The following is a 25,431-nucleotide window of genomic DNA, read 5'->3' as shown; positions in this document are numbered from 1 at the left end:
CTATGGCTGGTCAACTGCCGGTACATCGCCGGCCTCGCGGTGAGCGGTGCCCGGGCTCAGCGGTAGGGCGGACAGCGCTTCACCTGTCCGCCGTCGCGTACCCCGCCGCAACGCCCGGGCCAGCTGCCGCCTGGCGGACAAAAACAACGTTGTCCGCCCTACGCTGCAGTCCCGCCTACGGTTGGGTCAGCTGCCGATACAGCTGCGGCAAGCGGAACGGCAGCTGTTTCGGGTCGTGGATCAGCGTGAAGCCGTTCACCCCGAACATGTACGGCAGGTAGTCACCGGCCTCGCGGTCGATGGTGATGCAGAACGGCAGCAGGCCCATGCGCCGCGCTTCGATCACCGCCTGGCGGGTATCTTCCACGCCGTAGCGGCCCTCATACAGATCCAGATCGTTCGGCTTGCCGTCGGTGACCAGCAGCAGCAGCTTGCGCTTCTGCGGCCGCGCCGCCAGCGTGCGGCTGGCCTGGCGGATCGCCGCCCCCATGCGCGTGTAGTAGCCGGGCCGCAGCGCCTGGATGCGCCCGCGGGTGGTGTCGTCGTAGCGCTGGCGGAAGGTCTTCAGTTCCTGCAGGCGTACCTGGTTGCGGCGCAGCGAGGAGAAGCCGTACAGGGCGAACGGGTCGCCCACCGCGCTGAGCGCCTCGCCGAACAGCAGCAGGCTATCGACGATCAGGTCGATGACCCGGTGTTCGTCGTCCAGGTGCGCGTCGGTGGACATGGACAGGTCGGCCAGCAGCAGGCAGGCCAGGTCGCGGCGGCTCTGGCGCATGTCCATGAACAGGCCGCGCTCGACGCACTGGCCGTGCACGCGCTCGACGTGGAAATCCAGCCAGGCCTGCAGGTCCAGTTCGCTGCCCTGGGGTTGCTGGCGCAGCCACTGGCGGTCGTTGCGCAGGTGCTCGAACTGCCGGCGCAGGCGGCGCGCCAGCGGCGCCAGGTGCAGCGGCAGGCTCTTCGGCTCGGCGTCGCGCGGCAGCATCGGCTGCAGCAGCACGTAATCCTCGACCAGCGCCTGCTTGCGGTAGTCCCACTCGGGCAGGCGGATGCCCTCGCCGAACGGCACGTCGTCGTTTTCGGCGGAGGGCAGGTCAAGGTCGAGCTTCAGCCCACCGCCCTTGCTGGAGCGCTTGCGCGACACCGACAGGTGATCCAGATCGTCGGCCACGCGGGCGGCGTCCAGGTCTTCGGTGTCGTCGCCGCAGCGGTCCAGGTCGACGTGCTCGGACCAGCTGAACAGGTTCTCCAGGCGAAACAGCAGCAGGCCACCCTTGCCGGTGTTTTCCTCGACCCGCTCGGCACGCTTGCGCGGCGCCTTGCCTTCCTCGCTCGGCGGCTTCAGGCCGACGCCTTCTTCCTCCTCGCTGTCCTCCAGGCTGACGGCCTGCGGGTCGTCCAGGCGCTGCGGCGGATACAGCCACAACGGCAACGGCCAGGGCGAGCGCTCGCTGCGCGGAAATTTATCCACACTGCCGGGCTGGCGCAGCGCCTGGCGCAGGGCGCGCTCCAGCGCCGCCTCCTCGGCAGGCATCTGTTCCGGGGCGGGGCGCAGCGGCAACAAGGCTTCCACCAGGCGCTGGTAGCGCTTGCGCAGGGCCGGGTAGCGTTCCAGCAGTTCGGCGGTCCAGCGCTGATTGTCGCGACCCCAGTGGCGCATCGGTCCGGCGTGGGCGGCCAGCAGCGCCAGCCAGCGGTACAACTCGCGGTTCAGCGCCACATCCGGGAACACCGCCAGGCTGGCCGGCAGGCGCAGGTTGCCGGGGTCGCACCAGGCCACGGGGGCCTGCTGGCAGGTGCCGGCCACCTGTTGCAGCAGGCTGCGGCGCAGCAGCAGTTCGCGGGCGCTGGCGGCCGCCAGCTCGACACCGCTGGCCCCACCCAAGGCGCGGAACAGCACGGCCAGCGAGCGCTGCATGTCGGCCAGTTCCACCCGGGCTTCGGGGAATTCCGGGCTGGCACGCCGCGTGATGAAACGGTGCCAGATGCCGCCGACCCACTCTTCGACTTCGACGCTGAAGGCCATGACAGAATCCTCTTGTGTTGCTTGACGAGGCGAACGATCGCCCCTGAAACGCCACAGGGCGGCCCGCTGTTCCAGCCGGGCCGCCCTGCCTTACCTCAACGCGTCACTCAGGCCGTGGCCGGAGCCTGTACCGTGGCCTCGGCCCGCTGGCGGAAGCTCAGCAGGTAGCAGGCCAGGCCGACCAGGAACATCACACCGGCGACCAGACGCAGCCAGAAGAACACGGCCAGTTGGTCCATGGTGTTCATGAACGACATGGCGGCGCCGTCTGCAGGCATGCGCTGCAGCCAGACCTGCACCACGCCGGCGGCGGTCAGCAGCAGGGTGATCAGCAGCATGGCGCTGGTCATCAGCCAGAAGCCCCACAGCTCGACACTCTGCGCACGAGCGCTGGGTGCCTCGCCCAGGCCACGCAGGCGCGGCATGGCGTAGGACATCAGGGTCATGACGATCATCGCGTAGGCGCCGTAGAAGGCCAGGTGGCCGTGGGCGGCGGTGAGCTGGGTGCCGTGGGTGTAGTAGTTCACCGGAGCCAGGGTGTGCATGAAGCCCCAGACGCCCGCGCCGAGGAACGCCGTCACCGTGGTGCCGATGGCCCAGTAGGAAGCAGCCTTGTTCGGGTGCTGGCGACGACGGCGGTTCACCATGTTGAAGGCGAACAGCACCATGGCGAAGAACGGCAGCGGTTCCAGGGCCGAGAAGATCGAACCCAGCCACAGCCACACACCCGGTGCGCCGATCCAGAAGTAGTGGTGACCCGTGCCGAGGATGCCGGTGATCAGGGCCATGGCGATGATCACGTACAGCCACTTCTCGATGACTTCGCGGTCCACGCCGGTGATCTTGATCAGCACGAAGGCCAGCATCGAGCCCATGATCAGTTCCCACACGCCTTCCACCCACAGGTGCACCACCCACCACCAGTAGAACTTGTCACGGGTGAGGTTTTCCGGGTTGTAGAAGGAGAACAGGAACAGCACGGCCAGACCGATCAGACCGGTCATCATGACCACGTTGATGGCGGTCTTGCGGCCCTTGAGCATGGTCATGCCGATGTTGAACAGGAAGCCCAGGGCGACGATGACGATACCGATCTTGGTGATCGTCGGTTGCTCGAGGAACTCCCGTCCCATGGTCGGCAGCAGCTCGTTGCCGGTCATCTTGGCCAGGCCGGCATAGGGCACCAGCAGGTAGCCGAGGATGGTCAGCACGCCGGCGACGGCGAACACCCAGAACAGGATCATGGCCAACTTCGGGCTGTACAGCTCGCGGTCGGACTCTTCCGGAATCAGGTAGTAGGCGGCGCCCATGAAGCCAAACAGGATCCAGACGATCAGCAGGTTGGTGTGCACCATCCGCGCCACGTTGAACGGAATGGCCGGGAACAGGAAGTCACCGATGACGTACTGGGTGGCCATGATCAGGCCGAAGAGCACCTGGCCCACGAACAGGATCATGGCGAACACGAAGTACGGCAGCGCAACCTTCTGCGACTGGAATTTCAAATGCGGGTTCAAGAGGTTCATGGATCAACCCTCCCTGTTCGGCGGCCAGCTGAAGGTATCGATCTTCGAAGTCCACTTGAGGAACTCCGCCATATCGTTCACTTCCTGCTCGGTGAGGTTGAACTGCGGCATCGCACGGCGACCCGGAACACCCAGCGGCTGGGCCTTCATCCAGGCATGCAGGAAGCTGTTGAAGGCTTCTTCACCCCCGCGGCGGACGAACACGTTACCCAGCTCCGGCGCGAAGTACGCACCCTCGCCCAGCAGCGTGTGGCAGCCGATGCAGTTGTTCTGCTCCCAGACCAGTTTTCCGCGCACCACCGCTTCGGTCATTTCCGACTCGTTGGTGCGCTCTGGTATTTCCTTTTCTGTGTGGTAGGTCAGGCCCAGGAACACCAGGATGAAGAAAAGACTTCCTCCAAAGTAGATGTTCCTGGCCATGCCCTTTGTGAAGGTCTCTGACATCGTGACGCCTCCTGTTGGCTTGGCATGGCCATTCTAGGAACCGCCCCTTTCGATCCTGCTTGATGGCAATCAAGAAGCCCAAATGAATTGGTCAGGCATTCGGCCAGACTGACGCCCGGTAGTCCGCCGTAGAGCCGGCGTAGGGCGGACAACGTCGTTCTTGTCCGCCAGCCCAGACATCGGCCTGGCACCGCAGCGGCGGACAGGTGAAGCGTTGTCCGCCCTACGGTTCTCCGGTGTTGGGGATGTCCGTGATCGACCCGCCCGCCCAGTCAGCCGCATAAAGCCCCTCGCGCACCGCCCGGTGAAACGTGGAATAGGGCCAATCCGCCACGCGCCCGACATGACCGTGCTTGAGCGGGTTGATATGGATGTAATCCACGTGGCGGCGGTAATCCTCCTCGTCGCGGATCAGGTGTTCCCAATAGCGCCTCTGCCAGATCCCTCGTTCGCGGCCGCGCAGGTTGGCCACGGCAGGCGCTTCGCTCGCCGGCAGACGGCGGGAAAAGCGTGCCTTGAGCACCTTCCAGCGCAGCGCAAAATCAGAATCGCCAGCGGGCAGTGTCCACAGGCAGTGCATGTGATCGGGCAGGACCACCCAGGCATCGATTTCAAACGGATGACGGTTGCGGGTCACCCGTACCGCATCTCGCAGAAAATCCACATGCCGCGTCAGAAGATCCGAACGGCGATCCCGCAGATTGACCGTGAAAAAGTAGCTCGCACCCGCCACCCGGGCACGGCGGTAATTGGGCATTCGTCTCGTCCATGAGGGTCCGCATTCGGACGATGGTTATGGATAACGAAACGGGGGCTGTCCAGCGCAGGGCGGACAACGTCGCTCTTGTCCGCCGGCCCAGGCACCGGCCCGACACCGCAGCGGCGGACAGGTGAAGCGTTGTCCGCCCTACGTTCGTTCACCGGTATCGCCCGCCCAGCCGGCGTAGGGCGGACAACGTCTTTCTTGTCCGCCAGCCCAGGCACCGGCCCGGCGCCGCAGATGGCGGACAGGTGGGGCGTTGTCCGCCCCACGTTCGTTCACCGGTATCGCCCGCCCAGCCGGCGTAGGGCGGACAACGTTGTTCTTGTCCGCCAGCCCAGGCACCGGCCCGGCGCCGCAGATGGCGGACAGGTGGAGCGTTGTCCGCCCTACGTTCGTTCACCGGTATCGCCCGCCCAGCCGGCGTAGGGCGGACAACGTTGTTCTTGTCCGCCAGCCCAGGCACCGGCCCGACGCCGCAGCGGCGGACAGGTGAAGCGTTGTCCGCCCTACGTTCGTTCACCGGTATCGCCCGCCCGGCCGGCGTAGGGCGGACAACGTTGTTCTTGTCCGCCAGCCCAGGTACCGGCCCGGCGCCGCAGATGGCGGACAGGTGAAGCGTTGTCCGCCCTACGTTTGTTCTGCGGCATGTGAGACAAAAAAAGGCCGGCTTGCGCCGGCCCAACCCCTACAAAGGAACCCCTTACAACAACGTGAGCCACACCCCACCGGCCATGGCCAGCGGCCAGCCGAACAGCAGGACCCGCCAGAACAGCGGGGCGTGACGCAACTCCATGAAGCCGTCGGTGATCAGCCAGGCCTTGCCCAGCGCCACCGCCAGCATGCCGCCGGCCAGGGCCAGGCTGGTTCCCAGGCCTCCCAGGGCCACGGTGCCCACCGACAGCAGCACCAGTCCCAGCCAGCAAATCAGCAATGTCTTCGACGCGCTCACTCGCCCTCCTCAGCCCAACAGGTAGACCAGCGGAAACAGCAGCACCCACACCAGGTCCACCATGTGCCAATACAGCACCCCGGATTCCAGTCCGCTGCGCGAGGTCCCGGGCGCGTAGGCGCCGATGCGGCAGCGGTTGGCCATGTAGCCGAGGATCAGCATGCCCAGCAGCACGTGCAGGAAGTGAAAGCCGGTCAGCAGCCAGTACAGGGTGAAGAAGGTGTTGTATTCCAGTCCGTAACCCAGTCCGGCCAGATGCCCGTATTCCTGCAGTTTCAGCACCACATACACGCCCGCCGAGACCAGCGCGGCCAGCAGCAGCCAACCGGCCCGATCCTGGCGTGCGCCGCGCACCTGCTCCACCGCCAGGGCGGCGAACAGCCCCGAGGTCAACAGCCCCAGGGTCAGCGCCAGGCCGGTGGAGCTGTCCAGCGCCAGGCGGCTTTCGCGGAACAGATCGATATGCAGCATCTGCGTGACCGCGAAGGCGAGGATCAGGATGCCGAACACCGCCAGCTCGGCGAGGATGAAGATCCACATCGCCAGGTCGCCGGGCAGCCGGCGGGCCACCCCGGCGGACAGCACGGCCGGATCAGTCGAAATGGACATCGACCACATCCATCAGCGCCGCCACGGTCTGCGCGTCATCCGACAGCGGTTCGGCCAGGCACGCCAGACAGGCTTCGCGCGGCGTCAGGCCGGCCTTGATCATGCTGGCGGTGAAGATCAGCAGACGGGTCGAGGCCACTTCCTCCAGATCGTGCTGCTCCAGCCGGCGCAGCGCCTGGCCAAGCTTGACGATGCGCGCCGCCAGCAACTCGTCCACCCCGGACTCGCTGGCCACGATGCGGATTTCCTCGGCCTCGCTCGGGTAGTCGAAACGCATGGCCACGAAACGCTGGCGGGTGGACGGCTTCATGCCCTTGAGCAGGTTCTGGTAGCCGGGGTTGTAGGACACCACCAGCATGAAGCCGGGCGGCGCCTTGAGGGTTTCCCCGGTGCGCTCCAGATACAGCTCGCGGCGGTCGTCGGCCAGCGGGTGGAGGACCACGGCGGTGTCCTGGCGAGCCTCGACCACTTCATCCAGGTAGCAGATGCCGCCTTCGCGCACCGCGCGGGTCAGCGGGCCGTCCTGCCACCAGGTGCCCTCGGCGCCGATCAGGTGGCGACCGACCAGGTCGGTGGCGGACAGGTCGTCATGGCAGGCCACGGTATACAGCGGCAGCCCCAGACGGTGCGCCATGTGCTGCACGAAGCGGGTCTTGCCGCAACCGGTCGGCCCCTTGATGAGCACCGGCAGCCCCTGCTTCCAGGCCTGCTCGAACAGTGCCACCTCGTTGCCCAGCGCCTGGTAGAAGGGCGCCGTGCTCAGCTCCGGCTTCTCGATTGCATTCACGGAAATACCTCAGCGATGCGGTAGGTCATGGCCGCAACCTACCCGCGACAAGGCGTCACGCTCAAGGGTTTCCGAGCCCCCTCTTGATTGTCGTCAAGCGTCTCGTCAGATGCCTCTCTCTAGGATCGGCCCTGCCAACAAGAAGGTCCCGGTGGCAAACGCAGTCGTTCTACATGGAGCTGCCAACGCGCTCCAACAAGGAGAAGAACATGTCGATGTCGAGCACCGTAGCAAGACCCTTACTGGCTGGTCTGTTCGCCAGCCTTTCCCTGCTGAGCCTGGGTGTCGCCCAGGCGTCGGCACCTGCCATGACCGCGGCCGAGAAGGAAGCCGCCAAAAAAATCTACTTCGAGCGCTGCGCCGGCTGTCACGGCGTGCTGCGCAAGGGCGCCACCGGCAAGAACCTGGAGCCGCACTGGGAGAAGGTGCAGGCCGACGGCAGCAAGCTGGAAGGCGGCACCCTGAAGCTGGGCACCAAGCGCCTGGAAAACATCATCGCCTACGGCACCGAAGGCGGCATGGTGAACTACGACGACATCCTGACCAAGGATGAAATCAACCTCATGGCCCGCTACATCCAGAACGCCCCGGACGTACCGCCGGAGTTCTCGCTGCAGGACATGAAGGACAGCTGGAAGCTGATCGTGCCGGTGGACAAGCGGCCGAAGAAGCAGATGAACAAGGTGAACCTGAAGAACGTCTTCGCCATCACCCTGCGTGACGCGGGCAAGCTGGCGCTGGTCGACGGGGACACCCACAAGATCTGGAAGATCCTCGACACCGGTTACGCGGTGCACATCTCGCGCCTGTCGGCTTCCGGCCGCTACGTCTATACGGTTGGCCGCGACGGCCTGACCACCATCATCGACATGTGGTTCGAGGAACCCACCACGGTCGCCACTGTGCGCCTGGGCTCCGACGCCCGTTCGGTGGACGTCTCCAAGTTCGCGGGCTACGAGGACAAGTACCTGATCGGGGGCACCTACTGGCCGCCGCAGTACTCGATCATGGACGGCGAGACCCTGGAACCGATCAAGGTCGTCTCCACCCGCGGCCAGACCGTGGACGGCGAGTACCACCCGGAACCGCGCGTGGCTTCCATCGTCGCCTCGATGATCAAGCCCGAGTGGGTGGTCAACGTGAAGGAAACCGGGCAGATCCTGCTGGTGGACTACACCGACCTGAAGAACCTCAAGACCACCACCATCGAGTCCGCCAAGTTCCTGCATGACGGCGGCTGGGACGCCTCCAAGCGCTACTTCATGGTCGCTGCCAACGCCTCCAACAAGGTCGCCGCGGTGGATACCAAGACCGGCAAGCTGGCCGCGCTGGTGGATACCGCGAAGATCCCGCACCCGGGTCGCGGCGCCAACTTCGTGCACCCGAAGTTCGGTCCGGTATGGTCCACCGGCCACCTGGGCGATGACGTGGTCTCGCTGATCTCCACGCCGTCCGAAGAGAAGAAGTACGCCCAGTACAAGCAGCACAACTGGAAGGTGGTGCAGGAGCTGAAGATGCCGGGCGCCGGCAACCTGTTCGTCAAGACCCACCCGAAGTCCAAGCACTTCTGGGCGGATGCGCCGATGAACCCGGAGCGTGAAGTGGCCGAGTCGGTGTACGTGTTCGACATGAACGATCTGAACAAGGCACCCAAGCAGCTCAACGTCGCCAAGGACTCCGGCCTGCCGGAGAGCAAGGCGATCCGCCGCGCCGTGCAGCCGGAGTACAACGTGGCCGGCGACGAGGTGTGGATCTCCCTGTGGGGAGGCAAGACCGACCAGTCCGCCATCGTCGTGTACGACGACAAGACCTTGAAGGTGAAGCGCGTGATCACCGATCCGGAGATCGTCACGCCCACCGGCAAGTTCAACGTCTTCAACACGATGCACGACGTGTACTGATCGCCTGCCGCCACCCCCGCGCCCGGCGCGGGGGTGAGCCGAGGACCACACCATGAAAGACCCTGAAGTTCGCACGTCAGCGTTCAAGCGCCTGCTCGCCCTGCTGAAGCGGCCCAGCGCGCGTTACTCGCTCGGCGCCCTGCTGCTGGTCGGGTTCGCGGCCGGGGTGATCTTCTGGGGCGGGTTCAACACCGTCCTGGAAGCCACCAACACCGAAGCCTTCTGCCTCTCCTGCCATGAGATGCGCGACAACGTGTACCCGGAGTACCAGCAGACCATCCACTACAGCAACCGCACCGGTGTGCGCGCCACCTGCCCGGACTGCCACGTGCCCAAGGAGTGGACCTACAAGATGGTCCGCAAGATCCAGGCCTCGCGGGAGCTGTGGGGCAAGCTGGTGGGCACCATCGACACGCCCGAGAAGTTCGAGGCCAAGCGCCTGCAGCTGGCGCGCAGCGAATGGGCGCGCATGAAGGCCGCCGACTCGCGCGAATGCCGCAACTGCCACAGCCTGGACAGCATGAACGCCGCCAGCCAGAAACAACGGGCCCGCAAGCAGCACGAGATGGCCCGCGAAGACAACATGACCTGCATCGACTGCCACAAGGGCATCGCCCACCGCAAACCGCAGGGCATGACCGAGGAAGACGAAGGATAAGGACCGCCTGACGGACCACACAGCCTTGACGGAGAACCCCACCATGACGCTTTCCCCGCTGCATACCGCAATTGCCGGCGCCCTGCTGCTGACCACCCAGGCCGCCCTCGCCGCCCCGCCCGCCGACTGGAACGCGGTGCCGGCCACTGACATCACCCTGTTCTACCCGGGCGTCTCGCCGGTGGAATGGATCACCAAGGGCACCGAACACGGCGGCGCCCGCGCCCTGAAGAAAGGCGAGACCTGTGCCGACTGCCACTCCGAGGAAGCGGGCGACATGGGCAAGAAGATCGTCGGCGGCGCGAAGCTGGAGCCCAGCCCCATCGCCGGCAAGGCGCCCTTCATCAATGCCCGGGTACAGGCCGCCCATGACGGCCAGAACCTCTACCTGCGCTTCAGCTGGCAACAGCCGGCGGCGTCCGGCGCGGCGAAGATGGACGCCAAGAACCCGGTGAAGCTCGCCTACATGCTCGAAGCCGGCGCCCAGGTGGAACTGGCCGAACAGGGTGGCTGCTGGGGCAGCTGCCACAACGGCGTGCGCACCATGCCCGGCGGCGACGAACAGAAGACCAAGTACGTCAAGGACGGCTCGCTGGCGGCCGGCGTGTACTACGACCTCAACCAGTGGCGCAGCGGCGAGAACAAGGCCTACGACGGCCACATCGCCGAAGCGCGCGTGATGGAAGGCGGCAGCGCGCTCAAGGGCGCCACCGGCGGCCAGAACGGCGGCACCTGGTCGGTGGTATTCACCCGCGCCTTCGCCGGCGGCCAGGGCGACGTGACGCTCGAACCGGGCAAGGTCTACAACTTCGGCTTCGCCATCCACGACGACCACGCCAGCGGTCGCTACCACCACGTCTCGCTGGGCTACCAGCTGGGCATCGACGCCGAGGCGGGGATCACCGCCAAGCGTCTGTAAGAACCTCCCCCCGTCCCTTCAGAGACGGGGGGTACTCTTTCCGCGGCCGACCGGGACCCGGCCGCGGTTTTTTTCCCTTCCTTTATATCCAGAATTTCCACCCCTGCGCGGCTGCGATCGTGCATAGGTGACCCGTAGGGCGGACAACGTCGTTTCTGTCCGCCGGGCGCGGCTGCGGTCGGGCGCCATCGGCGGACAGGAAAGCGCTGTCCGCCCCAAGTTCTGACCGCCCTCGTGCGCGGGCAGGGCTTTGGAACCGTTTGATTATCGTCAAGGACCTCCCTCGGGCCCGCGCGCGATCCTAGCCCCGCATCACGGCGCCCGGCCTCGGTGTGAGGGGCATCGACCCGGAGCAAAGTTTTCACCAGACCCAAGGGCCAGATCGAAAACAGCCAGTTACCCAGAACAGAGAGTACCGATCCTAAAAAAATGTACTCACCGAGTACCCCCGTACCCGCTGTAATGGCCCGCCGCGATACGACCCAGGCCGGCCCTAAGGAGATTCGCATGAGCACCGCAAGCAAACCGCTAGTGACAGGGTTCATTGCCGCTCTTTCGCTGCTCGGCGTTGCCGTCGCGCACGCCAAGACCACTACCCCCGACAGCCCTGATGCTGCCTACACCAGCCAGGCCTCGGCCGTCGATCCGGCCAGTGCCCAGGTGGTACGCAGCCCCGGCGCACCGGACCTGACCGCCAACGAGTTCGAGAAGGCCAAGGAAATCTACTTCCAGCGCTGCGCCGGCTGCCACGGTGTGCTGCGCAAGGGTGCCACCGGCAAGCCGCTGACTCCGGACATCACCCAGCAACGCGGCCAGGCCTTCCTGGAGGCGCTGATCACCTATGGTTCGCCCGCCGGCATGCCCAACTGGGGCACGTCCAACGCGCTGACCAAGGACGAAATCACGCTGATGGCCAAGTACATCCAGCACACCCCGCCGACGCCGCCGGAGTGGGGTCTGGCCGAGATGAAGAATTCCTGGAAGGTGCTGGTCAAGCCCGAGAACCGTCCGAAGAAGCAGCTGAACAAGCTGGATCTGCCCAACCTGTTCTCCGTCACCCTGCGTGACGACGGCAAGATCGCGCTGATCGACGGCAAGACCAAGAAGATCGTCAAGACCATCGATACCGGCTACGCCGTGCACATCTCGCGCATGTCCGCCTCCGGCCGCTACCTGCTGGTGATTGGCCGCGACGCCAAGATCGACATGATCGACCTGTGGGGCAAGGAGCCGATCAAGGTCGCCGAGATCAAGGTGGGCATCGAGGCCCGCTCGGTGGAAACCTCGAAGTTCAAGGGCTACGAGGACAAGTACGTGATCGCCGGCGACTACTGGCCGCCGCAGTTCACCATCATGGACGGCGAAACCCTGGAGCCGCTGCAGATCGTCTCTACCCGCGGCATGACCGTCGGCACCCAGGAATACCACCCGGAACCGCGCGTGGCGGCGATCATCGCCTCCCACGAGCACCCGGAGTTCATCGTCAACGTCAAGGAAACCGGCAAGGTCATGCTGGTGAACTACGAGGACATCGACAACCTGTCCATCACCAGCATCGGCACCGCGCCGTTCCTGCATGACGGCGGCTGGGACGTCAGCCACCGCTACTTCATGACGGCGGCGAACAACTCCAACAAGGTGGCGGTGATCGACTCCAAGGACCGCAAGATGGCGGCCCTGGTGGACGTCGGCAAGATCCCGCACCCGGGTCGTGGCGCCAACTTCAACCACCCGAAATACGGTCCGGTGTGGGCCACCAGCCACCTGGGCGACGAGACCATCTCGCTGATCGGCACCGATCCGGAGAAGAACCCGCAGCACGCCTGGAAGGTGGTGGAAACCCTCAAGGGCCAGGGCGGCGGTTCGCTGTTCATCAAGACGCACCCGAAATCCCGCAACCTGTACCTGGATACCACCTTCCACCCCGACGCGGCGATCAGCCAGTCGGTGACGGTGTTCAACATCGACAATCTGGCGGCCGGCTACACCGTTCTGCCTATTGGCGACTGGTCCGGAATCAAGGAAGGTGCCAAGCGCGTCGTGCAGCCTGAGTACAATAAGGCCGGCGACGAAGTCTGGTTCTCGGTTTGGAGCGGTCAGGACGAGGAATCGGCCATCGTGGTGGTCGACGACAAGACCCTCAAGCTCAAAACAGTGATCCGGGACAAAAGGTTGATTACCCCGACGGGTAAATTCAACGTGCACAACACTCAGTACGACGTTTACTGAGGTACCTCCGCGGGACGGGTTCGCCGCCCGTCCCATTAGCCTTAAGGAAGTCTTTATATGAAGAAAGTCCTGCTCCCGATGCTCGCCCTGGGCGCCGCCATGAGCCTGCAGCCGGCCCTGGCCGCTGACGGTGAAGCGCTGTTCAAGAGCAAGCCCTGCGCTGCCTGCCACAACGCCGACATGAAGATGGTCGGCCCGGCCCTCAAGGACATCGCCGCCAAGTACGCCGGTGTCGCCGGTGCCGCCGACACCCTGGCCCTGCACATCAAGAACGGCAGCCAGGGCGTCTGGGGTCCGATCCCGATGCCGCCGAACGCCGTATCCGACGCCGAAGCCAAGACCCTCGCCGAGTGGGTCCTGTCGCTGAAGAAGTAAACCGCAGGGGGACGTCATGAACAGATCGCGATTGCTGAGTTTCATCACCGCCCTGAGCATGACGTCCCTGCTGTCGATTCCCCCGGTGTCGGCCGATGAATCCATCGACCGCCGCCAGCTGGAGCATCTGCTCCTGCAGGACTGTGGTTCCTGCCACGGCCTGCGCCTGACCGGCGGACTCGGCCCGGCCATCACCCCCGAGGCCCTCGCCGGCAAACCCCGCGACTCCCTGATCGCCACTGTCACCCACGGCCGCCCCGGCACCGCCATGCCCGGCTGGAACGCCCTGCTCAACGACGGCGAAATCACCTGGCTGGTCGATAGACTCCTGCAAGGAAATCCCTGACATGAAGCGCCCTTCCCTGCTGCTGGCCCTGGCCAGCCTGGCTCTCTGCGCCTGCGCGCAGCCCACCTTGCGCGGCACCGGTGATCTTGGCGTGGTGGTCGAACGCGCCGCCGGCACCCTGCAGCTCGTCGAAACCAGCGGCCAGACCCGCCTGGCGCGCATCGAGGGCCTGGGCGACCTGTCACACGCCTCGGTGGTGTTCTCTCGCGACCAGCGCTTCGCCTACGTGTTCGGCCGCGACGGCGGGCTGAGCAAGGTCGACCTCTTGGAACAGCGGCTGGTCAAGCGCGTGGTGCAGGGCGGCAACAGTATCGGCGGCGCCATCAGCCAGGACGGCACGCTGATCGCCGTGGGCAATTACGAACCGGGCGGCGTGAAGGTGTTCGACGCCGTCACCCTGGAACAGGTGGCCGACATCCCCGCCACCCCGCTGCCCGACGGCAGCCGCAATTCCCGCGTGGTCGGCGTCACCGACGTGCCCAACAACGGCTTCATCTACAGCCTGTTCGACACCGGCGAAACCTGGCTGCTGGACTTCAGCGAAAGCCGCACGCCGAAGGTCACCCGCTTCGAGAACATCGGCAAACAGCCCTACGACGCCCTGCTCACCCCGGATGGCCGCTACTACGTGGCCGGCCTGTTCGGCGAGGACGGCATGGCCAAGCTCGACCTCTGGCACCCCGAGCGCGGCACCGAACGCATCCTCGATGGCTACGGCCGCGGCCAGCAGAAACTGCCGGTCTACAAGATGCCGCACCTGGAAGGCTGGACGGTGGCCGGCGAGCAGACCTTCGTGCCCGCCATCGGCCAGCACCGCGTGCTGGTGGTCGACAGTCATAGCTGGAAACAGGTCGGCGCCATCGACGTGGCCGGCCAGCCGGTGTTCGTCATGGCCCGCCCGGACGGCCGGCAGATCTGGGTGAACTTCGCCCACCCGGACAACCACCTGATCCAGGTGATCGACACCGAAACCCGCAAGGTCATCAAGACCCTGGAGCCCGGCCCGGCCGTGCTGCACATGGAATTCACCGCGCGTGGCGACCAGCTGTGGCTGTCGGTGCGCGACAACAACGAGGTGCAGGTCTGGGACCCGTACCGCCTGGAGCTGATCCAGCGCCTGCCGGCCGACAGCCCCAGCGGCATCTTCTTCACCAGCCGTGCCCACGAGACGGGGCTGTGACATGGACCGCCTGGAGCCGCTGGACCGCCGGCTGATCGAACGCTTCCAGCACGGCATGCCGCTGTGCGCCGAGCCCTACCGGGCGATGGCCGAGGCACTGGGCTGCAGCGAACAGGCGCTGCTCGACAGCCTGCGCCGACTGCAAGAGCGCGATGCCCTGTCGCGCATCGGCCCGGTGTTCGAGCACAGCCGCGCCGGCGCCAGCACCCTGGTCGCCCTGGCGGTACCCGCCGAACGCCTGGAACAGGTGGCCGCGCGCATCAGCCAGTACCCGGAGGTCAACCACAACTACCGCCGCGAGCACGCCTACAACCTGTGGTTCGTGCTCACCGGGCCGGATCGGGCCAGCCTGGATCGCCTGCTCGCCGAGATCGAGACGGACACCAGCCTGGCCCCGCTCGACCTGCCGATGGAGCACTCCTACCGCATCGACCTGGGTTTTTCCCTGGAGAACCTGCCATGACGCCGCTCGACGACCTGCAGGCCGTGCGCCTGCGCCGCCTGCTGGAAGAAGGCCTGCCGCTGGAAGCCAGTCCGTATCGGCTGCTGGCCGAACGCATCGGCGCCACCGAAGACCGGGTGCTGGCACAAGTGCAGCAGTGGCAGCGCGACGGGCTGTTCCGCCGCGTCGGTCTGGTGCTCAAGCACCGCGCCCTGGGCATCCACGCCAACGCCATGCTGGTGCTGGACATCCCCGACGCCGAGGTGGACGCGGTGGGCGAACGGCTGTCCGCCGCGCCGGGCGTCAACCTCTGCTACCGCCGCCCGCGCCGCCTGCCGCACTGGCCCTACAACCTGTTCTGCATGGTGCACGGCCGCGAGCGGGCCAGCGTCACCGCGCACATCGCCGCGCTGCTGGCCGAACTGGGCCTGAGCGAGCGCCCGCACAAGCTGCTGTTCAGCACCCGCGCCTACAAGCAATGCGGCGGGCGCTTCGCGCCGGCCCTGGACCGCGCCCATGGATGACCTCGACCGCCGCCTGATCAACCGCCTGCAACTGGGCCTGCCGCTGGTGCCGCGCCCGTGGGAGGCGCTGGCCGAGGAACTGCACAGCGACGCCGCCACCCTGCGCGCCCGCGTGCAGGCCTTGCTGGACGACGGCACCCTCACCCGCTTCGGCCCCATGTTCGACATCGACCGCCTGGGCGGCGCCTTCACCCTGGCCGCGCTGTCGGTGCCGGAAGAACGCTTCGACGCCGTGGCCGCCATCCTCGACGGCCTGCCGGAAGTCGCCCACAACTACCGTCGCGAACATGAATGGAACATGTGGTTCGTGCTCGGCTGCGCCACCCCGGAAGGCATCAGCGACACCATCGCCCGCATCGAAACGCTGACCGGCCTGCCAGTGCTCAACCTGCCCAAGGAGGAGACCTACCATGTCGGCCTGCACTTCCCGGTATGACGGCGCGCTGATCCGCCGCCTGATGGAACTCACCCAGGCCGGCCTGCCACTGGTGGACAACCCCTGGGCGTGGATCGGGGAACAGCTCGGCCTCGACGAACAGGCCGTGCTCGACCTGCTGCGCCAGCTGCAAAACGACGGCGCCATCCGCCGCATCGCCGCCGTGCCCAACCACTACCGCCTCGGCTACCGCCACAACGGCATGACCGTGTGGGACGTGGACGACGCCGAACTTCCCCGCCTCGGCCCCCTGCTCGGCGCCCAGCCCTTCGTCAGCCACTGCTACCGGCGCCCCCGCCGCGACGGCTGGCGCTACAACCTATTCGCCATGGTGCACGGGCGCAGCGCGGAAGAGATCGAGGCGTACCGGGCGCAGATTCGCGAACTGCTCGGGGAGGCGTGCAGGGCGGATGAGATGTTGGTGAGTAGTCGGATATTGAAGAAGACGGGGTTGAGGATTTAGCCCGATCCCAGCGCCGGCTACCCTTCCGACAGCCTTCTGCCTGACCCAAATCCTTTCCGAACTCCCGCCTTAACGTCCGTAGGCTGGACAACGATGATGGCGAAACAGTAGCCTCAACCCAAGCGCCAAACAGGGATCGTCGCGTGCCTTCGCCTTCAGACCTTTCTCTACCCCTCTCATTGCTTTTACCAGCACGGACTGTTTCGTGTGCCGCGTGAAATTGCGCGCAAACAAATCCGCCCAATGTTCAATGGAATATCCTTCTCAATGAAAACGTCGAACCGTACCGCCCTGCTGTTCGCAGCCTTGCTGATTCCCTCCATTGCCCAAGCCGGTGACGCATCGCTAGTTGATACTTTCACGGAATTCACTGATTGTGATGCTGGTTTCTTTGCCAGCCTCCATGGCCACAGCGATATTTGGAAGGCCCATGTGCCGTTAGGCCATGGGGAAAATACAAGCTGGATTGCCGTTGAAAACCGAACCAGCAAGTCCGCCAATTCTGTCCTCATTCGAAATACGCCGGAGGTGGCTGGTTTAGAGCTGCTGTCCTATTTCGACGAAGTTTCAGATCTCGGCAGCCTGGGAGTTTACCTTTATTGGGGATTTATAGTTGAAGGCCGCACAGCAGAAGTGGCTAAACGCCTGACCCCGCTGATGAAGAATTCCGAACTGCTTCAACAGGTTGAATCATCTTATGTTCGTAGTGAGGTGAAAGAGGACGGTCGCTGGCAAACGATTAAGCCCACGCCTGGCGCACCTGGGACTACACGGCTGGAGCGCGTACTGATCCTCGAACCAGAAGGGCCGGAAGATGCACTAACACGTATTAGCTGCTCTCTGCAAGGAGCCGTTGATAACTCTTCACTTGCCGAATTGCGCCCGGACATCCCAGCCACGGATTATCCTCAAAAACTGACTGATACCCAGATTGATAATGTTGCCCTACCTGAAGGATTGCTAAAGAGCCTCAACTCTCCCCTGCTACAGCCTAAATTTATATCTTTGAAATATATCTACGAATCGAAAAAGAACGGCGGAAGTAGGGGCAATCCGGTTTCGGTAACACTTCACGCGGAGGACGGATTACTAAAGAAGACTGAAAATTACCGAACTTTCCAAGTTGAGCGCATTACTAAGGCAGATCTTGTTCAACTAAAATCAAAAATGAGTGGCATTGGCAACGAGCGAGTATTCCTAACTCGAGAGCTTGAAATTAATGCTCCAAAAAGCTGGGACACCGGCCAGAAGTTTACTGCCCGAATTCGTATGGAATATTTCCCAGCCAAACGTGGCGACAAATCATCCGAGAGACTGATAGCGTGCACGGTAGGCAAGAGTTTCCCTGCCCGGCAAGTATTCGACTCTCTCCCTGGAAACGCCTTTGAACTTATATGCAACCAAGGCAATTCGAGAACTTTAGAAGCCTTTATCGAAGATCTAGGTGTCGCCATCACGCTGGAATATACGGCAGCCTCAGAAAACTACGTTTACGAAATCAGCAGCCTAGAACTCGAACGCTGATAACAATTCTTAATCTATATCGATGGATTTAAATAGGGACGATGGTTTCGGCCAGCGACAATCAATATTAAATACTGGTAAAAATTATGATTAATTGCAATGCAAAGTATTTATTCATCCCGGCATTTTTTCTTGTTGCGTCATGCTCCAGCAAGGATTCTGGTACTGCTTCGGTGGAGAAAAGGATTTCGGGTGCATGGGACTGCATCTATAGCCTTGGCGAGGGCGCGACCAGGATGAGCCTGACAGCAAAAGAAACCTACATGATGAATGGCGTTTCAAATAGCATTGGATTATTTAAGGCCAAGTTCTCTTCGCGACTTCCTGAGATTGAGTATCGTCTGTCCGGCACATCGTCCTGGAAGGTGGAGGATGGCTTTTTGGTGAGCACGCTTAACAGCATTGATGTCGTCAATCTAAGCCATCCGGAATTTGATGACTTGATTGATTTAAAGGAAATCATGCCCCTGAATTTAGCTGATAGATCCGAGATTGTTGAGCTTTCCGACTCGAAGATGACCTTGAAAAGCGAGAGCGATAATGAGCTTTATCATTGCAAAAGAGCACTGACTCGTTAAACGAGTAGGGGACAGATTTATTTCCCTTCCCTAGGCCAATCAGCTAGCCGGAAAAAATAAATCTGTCCCCTTTTTGTTAGGTGAGCACGCTTAACAGCATTGATGTCGTCAATCTAAGCCATCCGGAATTTGATGACTTGATTGATTTAAAGGAAATCATGCCCCTGAATGTAGCTGATAGATCCGAGATTGTTGAGCTTTCCGACTCGAAGATGACCTTGAAAAGCGAGAGCGATAATGAGCTTTATCATTGCAAAAGAGCACTGACTCGTTAAACGAGTAGGGGACAGATTTATTTCCCTTCCCTAGGCCAATCAGCTAGCCGGAAAAAATAAATCTGTCCCCTTTTTGTCTTATTTCAATTAACTCTTTTATTATTCCACAAGGAAAACAAAGCCATAACAAACCCAGAAAGTCCACCAAACAAAAATCCAATAGGAAATAGATCGAAACGAAACATGAAAACCAGATCATGACCTCTAAAAATACTCAACACAAGCGGAGCTAGCAATCCCATCAAAAGAACACTACCCCCCCAGCAAATCGCCGAAAAAAAAGAAACATACAAAATCCTGAAAAATACAATCAACATCATTCCTCCCCATAAACATAGGAATTATAGGAATTAATAAAGGGGACAGATTTATTTTCTATTACCCCTTCAATACTCCACCCTCCCCCGCCCAGCCTTGATCGCCGCCCGCTGGCTCTTTCCTTCGAGCCGCCGCTTTTTCGAGCCAAGAGTCGGCTTGGTCGGGCGCCGGGCCTTTTCCACCTTGCCCGCGCTGCGAATCAGCTCGGCCAGGCGTTGCAGGGCATCCTCGCGATTCTGTTCCTGTGTGCGGTACTGCTGCGCCTTGATGACGACCACCCCGTCGGCGGTGATGCGGCTGTCGCGCAGCGCCAGCAGGCGCTCCTTATAGAACTCAGGCAGCGACGAGCCACGGATATCGAAGCGCAGGTGCAGCGCGCTGGACACCTTGTTGACGTTCTGCCCGCCAGCGCCCTGAGCACGGATCGCGCTCAGCTCGATTTAAGGAAAAGGGGACAGATTTATTTTCCATCCCTGGATTATCAGGCAGCCAGAAAAATAAATCTGTCCCCATTTCATGTTGTCCCCATTTCATGTTGATGCAGTCGAGCAGGTCAGGTCTGGATAGCAAGCTGGCAAACGTATCGACGTCCGTGCTGGCGGCAAGCCTCCAAGCGCGCTGTTGTTGATGAAGATCGGTTTGGCGCCTAGCATCCATGCGGGCTGCTCCTTGGTCTCGGTGTGTGTTCGCAACTATCAATAATAGCGGAGCCAAGGAAAGGAAAGGAAAGGAAAGGAAAATAAATCTGCCCCAACACTCACACAAAAAATATCGCAACATATACCGCAAAAATAATGCCCGCCATTACCGACCTACTCTCAGGATCAGCCTTTGCAGACACCACACCCCCTAAAAGGGTGAGCATGCGACCACCATTAAGATAAGCGTAAATCCCACGAGAAAGGGATATCTGAAGAATCAAAAAACTCAATAACACACCCCAATCAGGAAGAAATCTCACTGAGTTAGCGAAAGACGCAGCGACAAGGACCGAAAAAACAATACCTCTATACGCAACCAATAAATTAATCACCCAACATATTCCTTATATCTTCCAAGACAGAATCCCAAGCTCCGCTCAAGACTGCTATTGCAGATAACTTCTGTTCGATTTCATCGGTGGCGCTGCGCAGAACCGAATACTTTTCGACCGCCATCCCCGTCGCTTCATGCACCAACGCCTCTGGGAGCTCTCCTTCTATATACCCAGCAATTTAGCTAAAGGCCCGGCGGTCAAAACACCAACTACTACAACGACAAAGGGAACAGATATAAAAATATATCTGCCTCATCAATACTCCACCTTCCCCCGCCCGGACTTGATCGCCGCCCGCTGACTCTTGCCTTCAAGCCGCCGCTTTTTCGACCCGAGGGTCGGCTTGGTCGGGCGCCGGGCCTTCTCCACCTTGCCAGCGCTGCGAATCAGCTCGGCCAGGCGTTGCAGGGCATCCTCGCGATTCTGTTCCTGCGTGCGGTACTGCTGCGCCTTGATGACGATCACCCCGTCGGCGGTGATGCGGCTGTCGCGCAGCGCCAGCAGGCGCTCCTTGTAGAATTCCGGCAGCGACGAGGCACGGATATCGAAGCGCAGGTGCAGCGCGCTGGACACCTTGTTGACGTTCTGCCCGCCGGCGCCCTGGGCACGGATCGCGCTCAGCTCGATTTCGCTGTCGGGCAGCTCGACGGAGTTGGAAATGTGCAGCATGGCGGGCTCGGAGGAATGGCCGGGGCGACAGGATAACGCCGGCCCCGCCGGGCCGCGACCCGCGGTTCCGACCCGGTGTGGAACCCAGCGGCGGCCGGGAAAAGCGCCGGTCGCCCTACGCGATTCACGGCGCCGGGTTCAGAACCGCCATTCCGGTTTGAACAGGCCAACCACGAAGAACAGCGTGCTAAAGCCCCACGCCACCAGCGCATAGAGGCGGATCTGCTCGGCGTTCCAGCCCCACGCGAACCACTCCAGAAACACCATGCTCTTCCAGCCTTCGAGCCAGCGTGCGCCGCCCCAGCTGATGATCCATTTCCAGAACAGGCTGTTCAGGCAGTAGAGCGCAACGAATTCTCCGGTCTCCACGGATGCTCCTCGGCGATGGTCGGGGAGCCGGAGTCTATGCACAGCGGCCTGTGTCCGGATTGACGGCGATCTCGTTGCAGCCGGAACCCTGCGGCTTCGCTGCAATGCGCATCGGCGATCGTGAAAGCGTTGGCCACCGGGCGCGGCTTCGGTGCAACCCACATCGGCGGCCGGGAAAGCGCCGACCGCCCTGCCGGAACGCCGCCGTTACGCCTCTTGCAACACCACCACCGCCGACCGCCCTCGCCTCGCTCCACGGTCGAACAGGCTGTGGCACAGCACTTTGCTTGTTTCTGATCAAGGAGCGAGGCGGCCGGCTCGGCGATTCTCCCACGCAAAGGAGGCCTATTCGGTCTCGCGAGGAGAATTGCCCATGCTGCGAATCAGCCATTACCTGCGCGCGCTGGCCCGGCCGGAGGCCGGCCCGGTGCTGGGCGCGCGGGGCACGCCGGGGACCCGGCCGCCGGTGGTGATCTGGAACCTGTTGCGGCGCTGCAATCTCACCTGCAAGCACTGCTACGCCACCTCCGCCGACAGCGAGTTCCGCGACGAGCTGGACACCGCCGAGGCGCTGCGGGTGATCGACGACCTGCACGCCGCCGGGGTGAAGGTGCTGATTCTCTCCGGCGGCGAGCCGCTGCTGCGCGAGGACATCTTCGAGCTGTCCGCCTACGCGCGGGACAAGGGCTTCTTCGTCGCACTGTCGACCAACGGCACGCTGATCGACGCGGGCAACATCGACCGGATCGTCGCCGCCCAGTACGACTACGTGGGCATCAGCATCGACGGCCTGGAAGCGGTGCACGACGACTGGCGCCAGCTCAAGGGCAGCTTCGCCGCCTCGATGCACGCCATCGACCTGTGCCGGGCGCACGACATCCGCGTCGGCCTGCGCACCACCCTCACCCAGTACAACTACCCGCAACTGCCCGAGATCCTCGCGCTGATGCGCGAGCACGACGTGCAGAAGTTCTACCTTTCGCACCTCAACTACAGCGGGCGCGGCAAGCGCAGCCGCAAGGCCGACGCCCACCACCGCATGCCCCGCGACGCCATGGGCCAGCTGTTCGAGCAGGCCTGGGCCGACGTGGTGAACGGCCGCGACACCGACTTCGTCACCGGCAACAACGACGCCGACGCCATCCTGTTGCTGCAGTGGGTGCGCGAGCGCCTGCCGCAGCACGCCGCGCGTCTGGAGAAGATGCTGCGCGCCTGGGGCGGCAACGCCTCGGGCAGCGGCATCGCCAACATCGACAACACCGGCGCCGTGCACCCGGATACCTACTGGTGGCAGCACACCGTGGGCAACGTGCGCCAGCGCAGTTTCCGCGACATCTGGCTGGACAACCCCGATCCGCTGCTGCTGCGCCTGCGCGAACACCCGCGCGCCGTGGAAGGCCGCTGCGCCGAGTGCCAGTGGCTGTCGATCTGCAACGGCAACACCCGTACCCGCGCCTGGGCCGAAGGCAACCTGTGGGGTGAAGACCCCGGCTGCTACCTGAGCGACACGGAAATCGGCCTGCCGGAAACCCGATGCATTCCCAGCGTGCAGCTCGCCTGACCGCATCCGACACAAGCGGCCGCCAGAGCCGCCGATGAGACGAGATAAGGAGTCCGCATGGACCAGCTCACCCTCCCCCCTGCACTGCACGCGTCCCTCGTACCCGGCGAGGTCGCCCTGGTCGGCGCCGGTCCCGGCGATCCCGGCCTGCTCACCCTGCGCGCCTGGAGCCTGCTGCAACAGGCCGACGCGGTCGTCTACGACCGCCTGGTCAGCGACGAACTGCTGGCCCTGCTGCCGGTGCGCTGCGCCCGCCATTACGTCGGCAAGGCCAGCGGCTACCACAGCCTGCCCCAGGAGCAGATCAACCAGCTGCTGCTGGACCTGGCCCGCGACCGCCTGCGCGTGGTACGCCTGAAGGGCGGCGACCCGTTCATCTTCGGCCGCGGCGCCGAGGAGCTGGAGTTCCTGCTCGATCAGGGCGTCGACTGCCAGGTGGTGCCCGGCATCACCGCCGCCTCGGGCTGCACCACCTACGCGGGCATCCCGCTCACCCATCGCGACCTGGCGCATTCCTGCCAGTTCATCACCGGCCACCTGCAGAAGGACGGCGAGCTGAAGCTGCCGTGGAGCAGCCTGGCCAACGGCGGCCAGACCCTGGTGTTCTACATGGGCCTGGCCAGCCTGGGAGTGATCGCCCGCCAGCTGATCGCCGCCGGCCTGGCCGCTGATACCCCGGCCGCGCTGATCAGCCGCGGCACCCATGCGGATCAGCGCGTGGTGCGCGGCACGCTGGCGGAGCTGGAGGAAATGGCCTGCAGCAACCAGCTGAGCGCGCCAGCGCTGACGGTGATCGGCAAGGTGGTCGGTCTGTTCGCCGAGCGCACTCCGCAGTTCCCGGCGCGCCTGGTCGCCACGGAGGAAGACCCATGCGACTGATCATGACCCTGCTGGCCATCGCCGCCCTGCCGGCGGCGACCTTCGTGGCCCTCGACCTGTGCATCCCCAAGGCGGCCGCCGCGACGTCGGACGCCGATGCCCTGTACCGCCAACACTGCCTGGCCTGCCACGGCGAGAACCGCCTGGGCGGCGCCGGCCCGGCGCTGCTGCCGGAAAGCCTCGGCCGCCTGAAGCCCGCCGAGGCGAAGAAGGTCATTCGCGATGGCCGCCCCGCCAGCCAGATGGCCGCCTACGGGCACCTGCTGGACGACACCCAGATCCAGGCGCTGACCGACTACCTGTACACCCCGCCCGCCGTGGCGCCGCAATGGACCGACGCCGACCTGCGCGCCAGCCACCGTCTGCTGGCCGACGTGCGCAAGCTGCCGGACACCCCGCAGCACGGCGCCGATCCGCTCAACCTGTTCGTGGTGGTGGAAGCCGGCAACCATCAGGTGCGTATCCTCGACGGCGACCGCTTCGAGGAGCTGGCGAAATTCCAGTCGCACTTCGCCCTGCATGGCGGGCCGAAGTTCTCGCCGGACGGGCGCTTCGTCTACTTCGCCTCCCGGGACGGCTGGATCAGCGTCTACGACCTGCACAACCTGACCATGATCGCCGAGGTGCGCGCCGGCCTGAACACCCGCAACCTGGCGGTCAGCAACGACGGCCGCTGGGCGCTGGTGGGCAACTACCTGCCCGGCGAGCTGGTGGTGCTCGACGCCCGCGACCTGTCGCTGGTCAAGCGCATCCCGGCCAAGGGTCTGGACGGCACGATTTCCCGGGTCAGCGCCGTGTACACCGCGCCGCCGCGCGACAGCTTCGTGGTGGCGCTCAAGGACGTGCAGGAGGTGTGGGAACTGTCCTACGCCGGCCAGCCGACCTTCGAGCCGCGCCGTATCCCGGCGGCGGACTTCCTCGACGACTTCTCCTTCACCCCGGATTACCGCCAGCTGCTGGCCACCTCGCGCAAGGCCAAGGGCGGCCAGGTGATCGACCTGGACAGCGGCAAGGCGCTCACCGACATCCCGCTGCCGGGCATGCCGCACCTGGGCTCGGGCATCTACTGGCAGCGCGACGGCCAGTGGGTGTTCGCCACGCCGAACGTCAGCCAGGGGCTGATCTCGGTGCTGGACATGCAGAGCTGGAAGCTGATCGAGGAGATCCCCACCGAGGGCCCGGGCTTCTTCATGCGCAGCCACGCCGACTCGAAGTACGCCTGGACCGACGTGTTCTTCGGCCCCAACAACGACGCCATCCACCTGATCGACAAGCAGTCCCTCAAGGTCGCCCACACCCTGCGGCCGATGCCCGGCAAGAACGCCGCCCACGTGGAGTTCACCCGCGACGGCAAGCACCTGCTGCTCAGCGTGTGGGACACCGACGGCGCGCTGCTGGTGATCGAGTCCGACACCCTCAAGGAGATCAAGCGCATCCCGATGAACAAGCCCTCGGGCAAGTACAACGTGGGCAACAAGATCGGCTTCGTGGAAGGCACCTCGCACTGAGCCCGGCGGTTGCCGAGCCTGATGTTGGGCGGACAACGCTTCACCTGTCCGCCGCCTCGGCGCTCCGCCGTTACGGCTGTCCGGCGGACAAGAACTTCGTTGTCCGCCCAGCCCCGTTCCCGTAGGGCGGACAACGC

Annotated in this window: 27 protein-coding genes; 16 read left to right on the top strand and 11 right to left on the bottom strand. The window is 63.7% G+C overall.

Annotation, left to right across the window (positions count from 1 at the left end; translation table 11 throughout):
* Window positions 1–175 precede the first annotated feature (175 nt).
* From SF06_RS16230 to SF06_RS16200, 7 genes are all read right to left on the bottom strand, one after another.
* Window positions 176–2,026 carry a nitric oxide reductase activation protein NorD gene (locus SF06_RS16230; RefSeq protein ID WP_039562683.1) on the bottom strand — a complete coding sequence of 617 codons (1,851 nt, stop codon included), beginning with the start codon at window positions 2,024–2,026 and terminating at the stop codon, window positions 176–178.
* A 107-nt stretch (window positions 2,027–2,133) separates the two neighbouring features.
* The gene (locus tag SF06_RS16225; protein WP_027590185.1) at window positions 2,134–3,552 is read right to left on the bottom strand and encodes a cbb3-type cytochrome c oxidase subunit I; all 1,419 of its coding nucleotides are present in this window, start codon (window positions 3,550–3,552) and stop codon (window positions 2,134–2,136) included.
* A gap of 3 nt (window positions 3,553–3,555) precedes the next feature.
* Complete coding sequence (locus tag SF06_RS16220) at window positions 3,556–3,996, bottom strand: c-type cytochrome (RefSeq protein ID WP_027590186.1); 441 nt, start codon at window positions 3,994–3,996, stop codon at window positions 3,556–3,558.
* A 223-nt stretch (window positions 3,997–4,219) separates the two neighbouring features.
* Window positions 4,220–4,753 carry an REP-associated tyrosine transposase gene (locus tag SF06_RS16215; RefSeq protein WP_039562682.1) on the bottom strand — a complete coding sequence of 178 codons (534 nt, stop codon included), beginning with the start codon at window positions 4,751–4,753 and terminating at the stop codon, window positions 4,220–4,222.
* A gap of 706 nt (window positions 4,754–5,459) precedes the next feature.
* Window positions 5,460–5,708 (bottom strand): cytochrome C oxidase subunit IV family protein, encoded by a 249-nt coding sequence (locus SF06_RS16210; protein WP_027589859.1) that lies wholly within the window; start codon window positions 5,706–5,708, stop codon window positions 5,460–5,462.
* 9 nt (window positions 5,709–5,717) lie between these two features.
* On the bottom strand, window positions 5,718–6,317 hold the full coding sequence (locus SF06_RS16205; RefSeq protein WP_027589860.1) for a cytochrome c oxidase subunit 3: 600 nt from the start codon (window positions 6,315–6,317) through the stop codon (window positions 5,718–5,720).
* Window positions 6,301–7,080 (bottom strand): CbbQ/NirQ/NorQ/GpvN family protein, encoded by a 780-nt coding sequence (locus SF06_RS16200; protein ID WP_234702662.1) that lies wholly within the window; start codon window positions 7,078–7,080, stop codon window positions 6,301–6,303. Before SF06_RS16200 ends, SF06_RS16205 begins: the two co-directional genes overlap by 17 nt.
* A 239-nt stretch (window positions 7,081–7,319) precedes the next feature.
* On the opposite strand from SF06_RS16200, the gene SF06_RS16195 reads away from it, so the two are divergent.
* From SF06_RS16195 to SF06_RS18420, 13 genes are all read left to right on the top strand, one after another.
* Complete coding sequence (locus SF06_RS16195; protein WP_052199858.1) at window positions 7,320–9,005, top strand: cytochrome D1 domain-containing protein; 1,686 nt, start codon at window positions 7,320–7,322, stop codon at window positions 9,003–9,005.
* 52 nt (window positions 9,006–9,057) lie between these two features.
* The gene (locus tag SF06_RS16190) at window positions 9,058–9,663 is read left to right on the top strand and encodes a NapC/NirT family cytochrome c (RefSeq protein WP_027589863.1); all 606 of its coding nucleotides are present in this window, start codon (window positions 9,058–9,060) and stop codon (window positions 9,661–9,663) included.
* Window positions 9,664–9,706: 43 nt separating this feature from the next.
* Window positions 9,707–10,582, top strand: a complete 876-nt coding sequence (locus SF06_RS16185; protein WP_027589864.1) for an ethylbenzene dehydrogenase-related protein — start codon at window positions 9,707–9,709, stop codon at window positions 10,580–10,582.
* A gap of 507 nt (window positions 10,583–11,089) precedes the next feature.
* The gene (locus SF06_RS16180) at window positions 11,090–12,811 is read left to right on the top strand and encodes a cytochrome D1 domain-containing protein (protein ID WP_039562681.1); all 1,722 of its coding nucleotides are present in this window, start codon (window positions 11,090–11,092) and stop codon (window positions 12,809–12,811) included.
* A gap of 57 nt (window positions 12,812–12,868) precedes the next feature.
* Complete coding sequence (locus SF06_RS16175) at window positions 12,869–13,186, top strand: c-type cytochrome (protein WP_027589866.1); 318 nt, start codon at window positions 12,869–12,871, stop codon at window positions 13,184–13,186.
* Window positions 13,187–13,244: 58 nt separating this feature from the next.
* On the top strand, window positions 13,245–13,532 hold the full coding sequence (locus tag SF06_RS16170; RefSeq protein WP_037008655.1) for a c-type cytochrome: 288 nt from the start codon (window positions 13,245–13,247) through the stop codon (window positions 13,530–13,532).
* Between the two features lies 1 nt (window position 13,533).
* A complete protein-coding gene (locus SF06_RS16165; protein WP_039562679.1) occupies window positions 13,534–14,712 on the top strand; it encodes a cytochrome D1 domain-containing protein in 1,179 nt (392 codons plus the stop codon).
* Between the two features lies 1 nt (window position 14,713).
* Window positions 14,714–15,175: an Lrp/AsnC family transcriptional regulator gene (locus tag SF06_RS16160; protein ID WP_039562678.1), complete on the top strand. Its 462-nt coding sequence runs from the start codon at window positions 14,714–14,716 to the stop codon at window positions 15,173–15,175.
* On the top strand, window positions 15,172–15,678 hold the full coding sequence (ahbB, locus tag SF06_RS16155) for a siroheme decarboxylase subunit beta (protein ID WP_039562677.1): 507 nt from the start codon (window positions 15,172–15,174) through the stop codon (window positions 15,676–15,678). Before SF06_RS16160 ends, ahbB (SF06_RS16155) begins: the two co-directional genes overlap by 4 nt.
* Complete coding sequence (locus SF06_RS16150) at window positions 15,671–16,114, top strand: Lrp/AsnC family transcriptional regulator (protein ID WP_039562676.1); 444 nt, start codon at window positions 15,671–15,673, stop codon at window positions 16,112–16,114. The genes ahbB (SF06_RS16155) and SF06_RS16150 overlap by 8 nt, the downstream gene beginning before the upstream one ends.
* A complete protein-coding gene (ahbB, locus tag SF06_RS16145) occupies window positions 16,089–16,577 on the top strand; it encodes a siroheme decarboxylase subunit beta (RefSeq protein WP_039562675.1) in 489 nt (162 codons plus the stop codon). The genes SF06_RS16150 and ahbB (SF06_RS16145) overlap by 26 nt, the downstream gene beginning before the upstream one ends.
* Before the next feature lie 207 nt (window positions 16,578–16,784).
* Window positions 16,785–18,101, top strand: coding sequence for a hypothetical protein (locus SF06_RS18135; RefSeq protein WP_234703340.1), 1,317 nt, complete (start codon window positions 16,785–16,787; stop codon window positions 18,099–18,101).
* A gap of 86 nt (window positions 18,102–18,187) precedes the next feature.
* Complete coding sequence (locus SF06_RS18420) at window positions 18,188–18,679, top strand: hypothetical protein (protein ID WP_139326749.1); 492 nt, start codon at window positions 18,188–18,190, stop codon at window positions 18,677–18,679.
* A gap of 661 nt (window positions 18,680–19,340) precedes the next feature.
* On the opposite strand, the gene arfB (SF06_RS16135) is transcribed toward SF06_RS18420, so the two are convergent.
* From arfB (SF06_RS16135) to SF06_RS16125, 4 genes are all read right to left on the bottom strand, one after another.
* Window positions 19,341–19,712, bottom strand: coding sequence for an alternative ribosome rescue aminoacyl-tRNA hydrolase ArfB (arfB, locus tag SF06_RS16135; RefSeq protein ID WP_052199855.1), 372 nt, complete (start codon window positions 19,710–19,712; stop codon window positions 19,341–19,343).
* A 317-nt stretch (window positions 19,713–20,029) separates the two neighbouring features.
* The gene (locus tag SF06_RS18415) at window positions 20,030–20,305 is read right to left on the bottom strand and encodes a hypothetical protein (protein ID WP_139182051.1); all 276 of its coding nucleotides are present in this window, start codon (window positions 20,303–20,305) and stop codon (window positions 20,030–20,032) included.
* Between the two features lie 258 nt (window positions 20,306–20,563).
* A complete protein-coding gene (arfB, locus tag SF06_RS16130) occupies window positions 20,564–20,977 on the bottom strand; it encodes an alternative ribosome rescue aminoacyl-tRNA hydrolase ArfB (RefSeq protein ID WP_039562671.1) in 414 nt (137 codons plus the stop codon).
* A gap of 138 nt (window positions 20,978–21,115) precedes the next feature.
* The gene (locus tag SF06_RS16125) at window positions 21,116–21,346 is read right to left on the bottom strand and encodes a hypothetical protein (RefSeq protein ID WP_052199854.1); all 231 of its coding nucleotides are present in this window, start codon (window positions 21,344–21,346) and stop codon (window positions 21,116–21,118) included.
* 373 nt (window positions 21,347–21,719) lie between these two features.
* On the opposite strand from SF06_RS16125, the gene nirJ reads away from it, so the two are divergent.
* Genes nirJ through SF06_RS16110 form a run of 3 tightly spaced genes read left to right on the top strand, consistent with a single transcriptional unit; the run spans window position 21,720 to window position 25,294 of the window.
* Window positions 21,720–22,907 (top strand): heme d1 biosynthesis radical SAM protein NirJ, encoded by a 1,188-nt coding sequence (gene nirJ / locus SF06_RS16120; protein WP_039562670.1) that lies wholly within the window; start codon window positions 21,720–21,722, stop codon window positions 22,905–22,907.
* A 57-nt stretch (window positions 22,908–22,964) separates the two neighbouring features.
* Complete coding sequence (gene cobA, locus SF06_RS16115) at window positions 22,965–23,786, top strand: uroporphyrinogen-III C-methyltransferase (protein WP_039562669.1); 822 nt, start codon at window positions 22,965–22,967, stop codon at window positions 23,784–23,786.
* Window positions 23,777–25,294: a nitrite reductase gene (locus SF06_RS16110; RefSeq protein ID WP_039562668.1), complete on the top strand. Its 1,518-nt coding sequence runs from the start codon at window positions 23,777–23,779 to the stop codon at window positions 25,292–25,294. The genes cobA and SF06_RS16110 overlap by 10 nt, the downstream gene beginning before the upstream one ends.
* The last annotated feature ends 137 nt before the right edge of the window (window positions 25,295–25,431 follow it).

The organism is Pseudomonas flexibilis (assembly GCF_000802425.1).
GTDB classification, from domain to species: domain Bacteria; phylum Pseudomonadota; class Gammaproteobacteria; order Pseudomonadales; family Pseudomonadaceae; genus Serpens; species Serpens flexibilis.
The sequence above is the reverse complement of the archived record's forward strand: the minus strand, read 5'-3'. Positions and strand labels throughout refer to the sequence as shown.

Bases quoted from the DNA above. Each gene is read 5' to 3' on its own strand.
- SF06_RS16230 (WP_039562683.1), bottom strand. From the start codon at position 2,026: ATGGCCTTCAGCGTCGAAGTCGAAGAGTGGGTCGGCGGCATCTGGCAC.
- SF06_RS16225 (WP_027590185.1), bottom strand. From the start codon at position 3,552: ATGAACCTCTTGAACCCGCATTTGAAATTCCAGTCGCAGAAGGTTGCG.
- SF06_RS16220 (WP_027590186.1), bottom strand. From the start codon at position 3,996: ATGTCAGAGACCTTCACAAAGGGCATGGCCAGGAACATCTACTTTGGA.
- SF06_RS16215 (WP_039562682.1), bottom strand. From the start codon at position 4,753: ATGCCCAATTACCGCCGTGCCCGGGTGGCGGGTGCGAGCTACTTTTTC.
- SF06_RS16205 (WP_027589860.1), bottom strand. From the start codon at position 6,317: ATGTCCATTTCGACTGATCCGGCCGTGCTGTCCGCCGGGGTGGCCCGC.
- SF06_RS16195 (WP_052199858.1), top strand. From the start codon at position 7,320: ATGTCGAGCACCGTAGCAAGACCCTTACTGGCTGGTCTGTTCGCCAGC.
- SF06_RS16190 (WP_027589863.1), top strand. From the start codon at position 9,058: ATGAAAGACCCTGAAGTTCGCACGTCAGCGTTCAAGCGCCTGCTCGCC.
- SF06_RS16185 (WP_027589864.1), top strand. From the start codon at position 9,707: ATGACGCTTTCCCCGCTGCATACCGCAATTGCCGGCGCCCTGCTGCTG.
- SF06_RS16180 (WP_039562681.1), top strand. From the start codon at position 11,090: ATGAGCACCGCAAGCAAACCGCTAGTGACAGGGTTCATTGCCGCTCTT.
- SF06_RS16175 (WP_027589866.1), top strand. From the start codon at position 12,869: ATGAAGAAAGTCCTGCTCCCGATGCTCGCCCTGGGCGCCGCCATGAGC.
- SF06_RS16170 (WP_037008655.1), top strand. From the start codon at position 13,245: ATGACGTCCCTGCTGTCGATTCCCCCGGTGTCGGCCGATGAATCCATC.
- SF06_RS16165 (WP_039562679.1), top strand. From the start codon at position 13,534: ATGAAGCGCCCTTCCCTGCTGCTGGCCCTGGCCAGCCTGGCTCTCTGC.
- SF06_RS16160 (WP_039562678.1), top strand. From the start codon at position 14,714: ATGGACCGCCTGGAGCCGCTGGACCGCCGGCTGATCGAACGCTTCCAG.
- ahbB (WP_039562677.1), top strand. From the start codon at position 15,172: ATGACGCCGCTCGACGACCTGCAGGCCGTGCGCCTGCGCCGCCTGCTG.
- SF06_RS16150 (WP_039562676.1), top strand. From the start codon at position 15,671: ATGGATGACCTCGACCGCCGCCTGATCAACCGCCTGCAACTGGGCCTG.
- ahbB (WP_039562675.1), top strand. From the start codon at position 16,089: ATGTCGGCCTGCACTTCCCGGTATGACGGCGCGCTGATCCGCCGCCTG.
- SF06_RS18420 (WP_139326749.1), top strand. From the start codon at position 18,188: ATGATTAATTGCAATGCAAAGTATTTATTCATCCCGGCATTTTTTCTT.
- arfB (WP_039562671.1), bottom strand. From the start codon at position 20,977: ATGCTGCACATTTCCAACTCCGTCGAGCTGCCCGACAGCGAAATCGAG.
- nirJ (WP_039562670.1), top strand. From the start codon at position 21,720: ATGCTGCGAATCAGCCATTACCTGCGCGCGCTGGCCCGGCCGGAGGCC.
- cobA (WP_039562669.1), top strand. From the start codon at position 22,965: ATGGACCAGCTCACCCTCCCCCCTGCACTGCACGCGTCCCTCGTACCC.
- SF06_RS16110 (WP_039562668.1), top strand. From the start codon at position 23,777: ATGCGACTGATCATGACCCTGCTGGCCATCGCCGCCCTGCCGGCGGCG.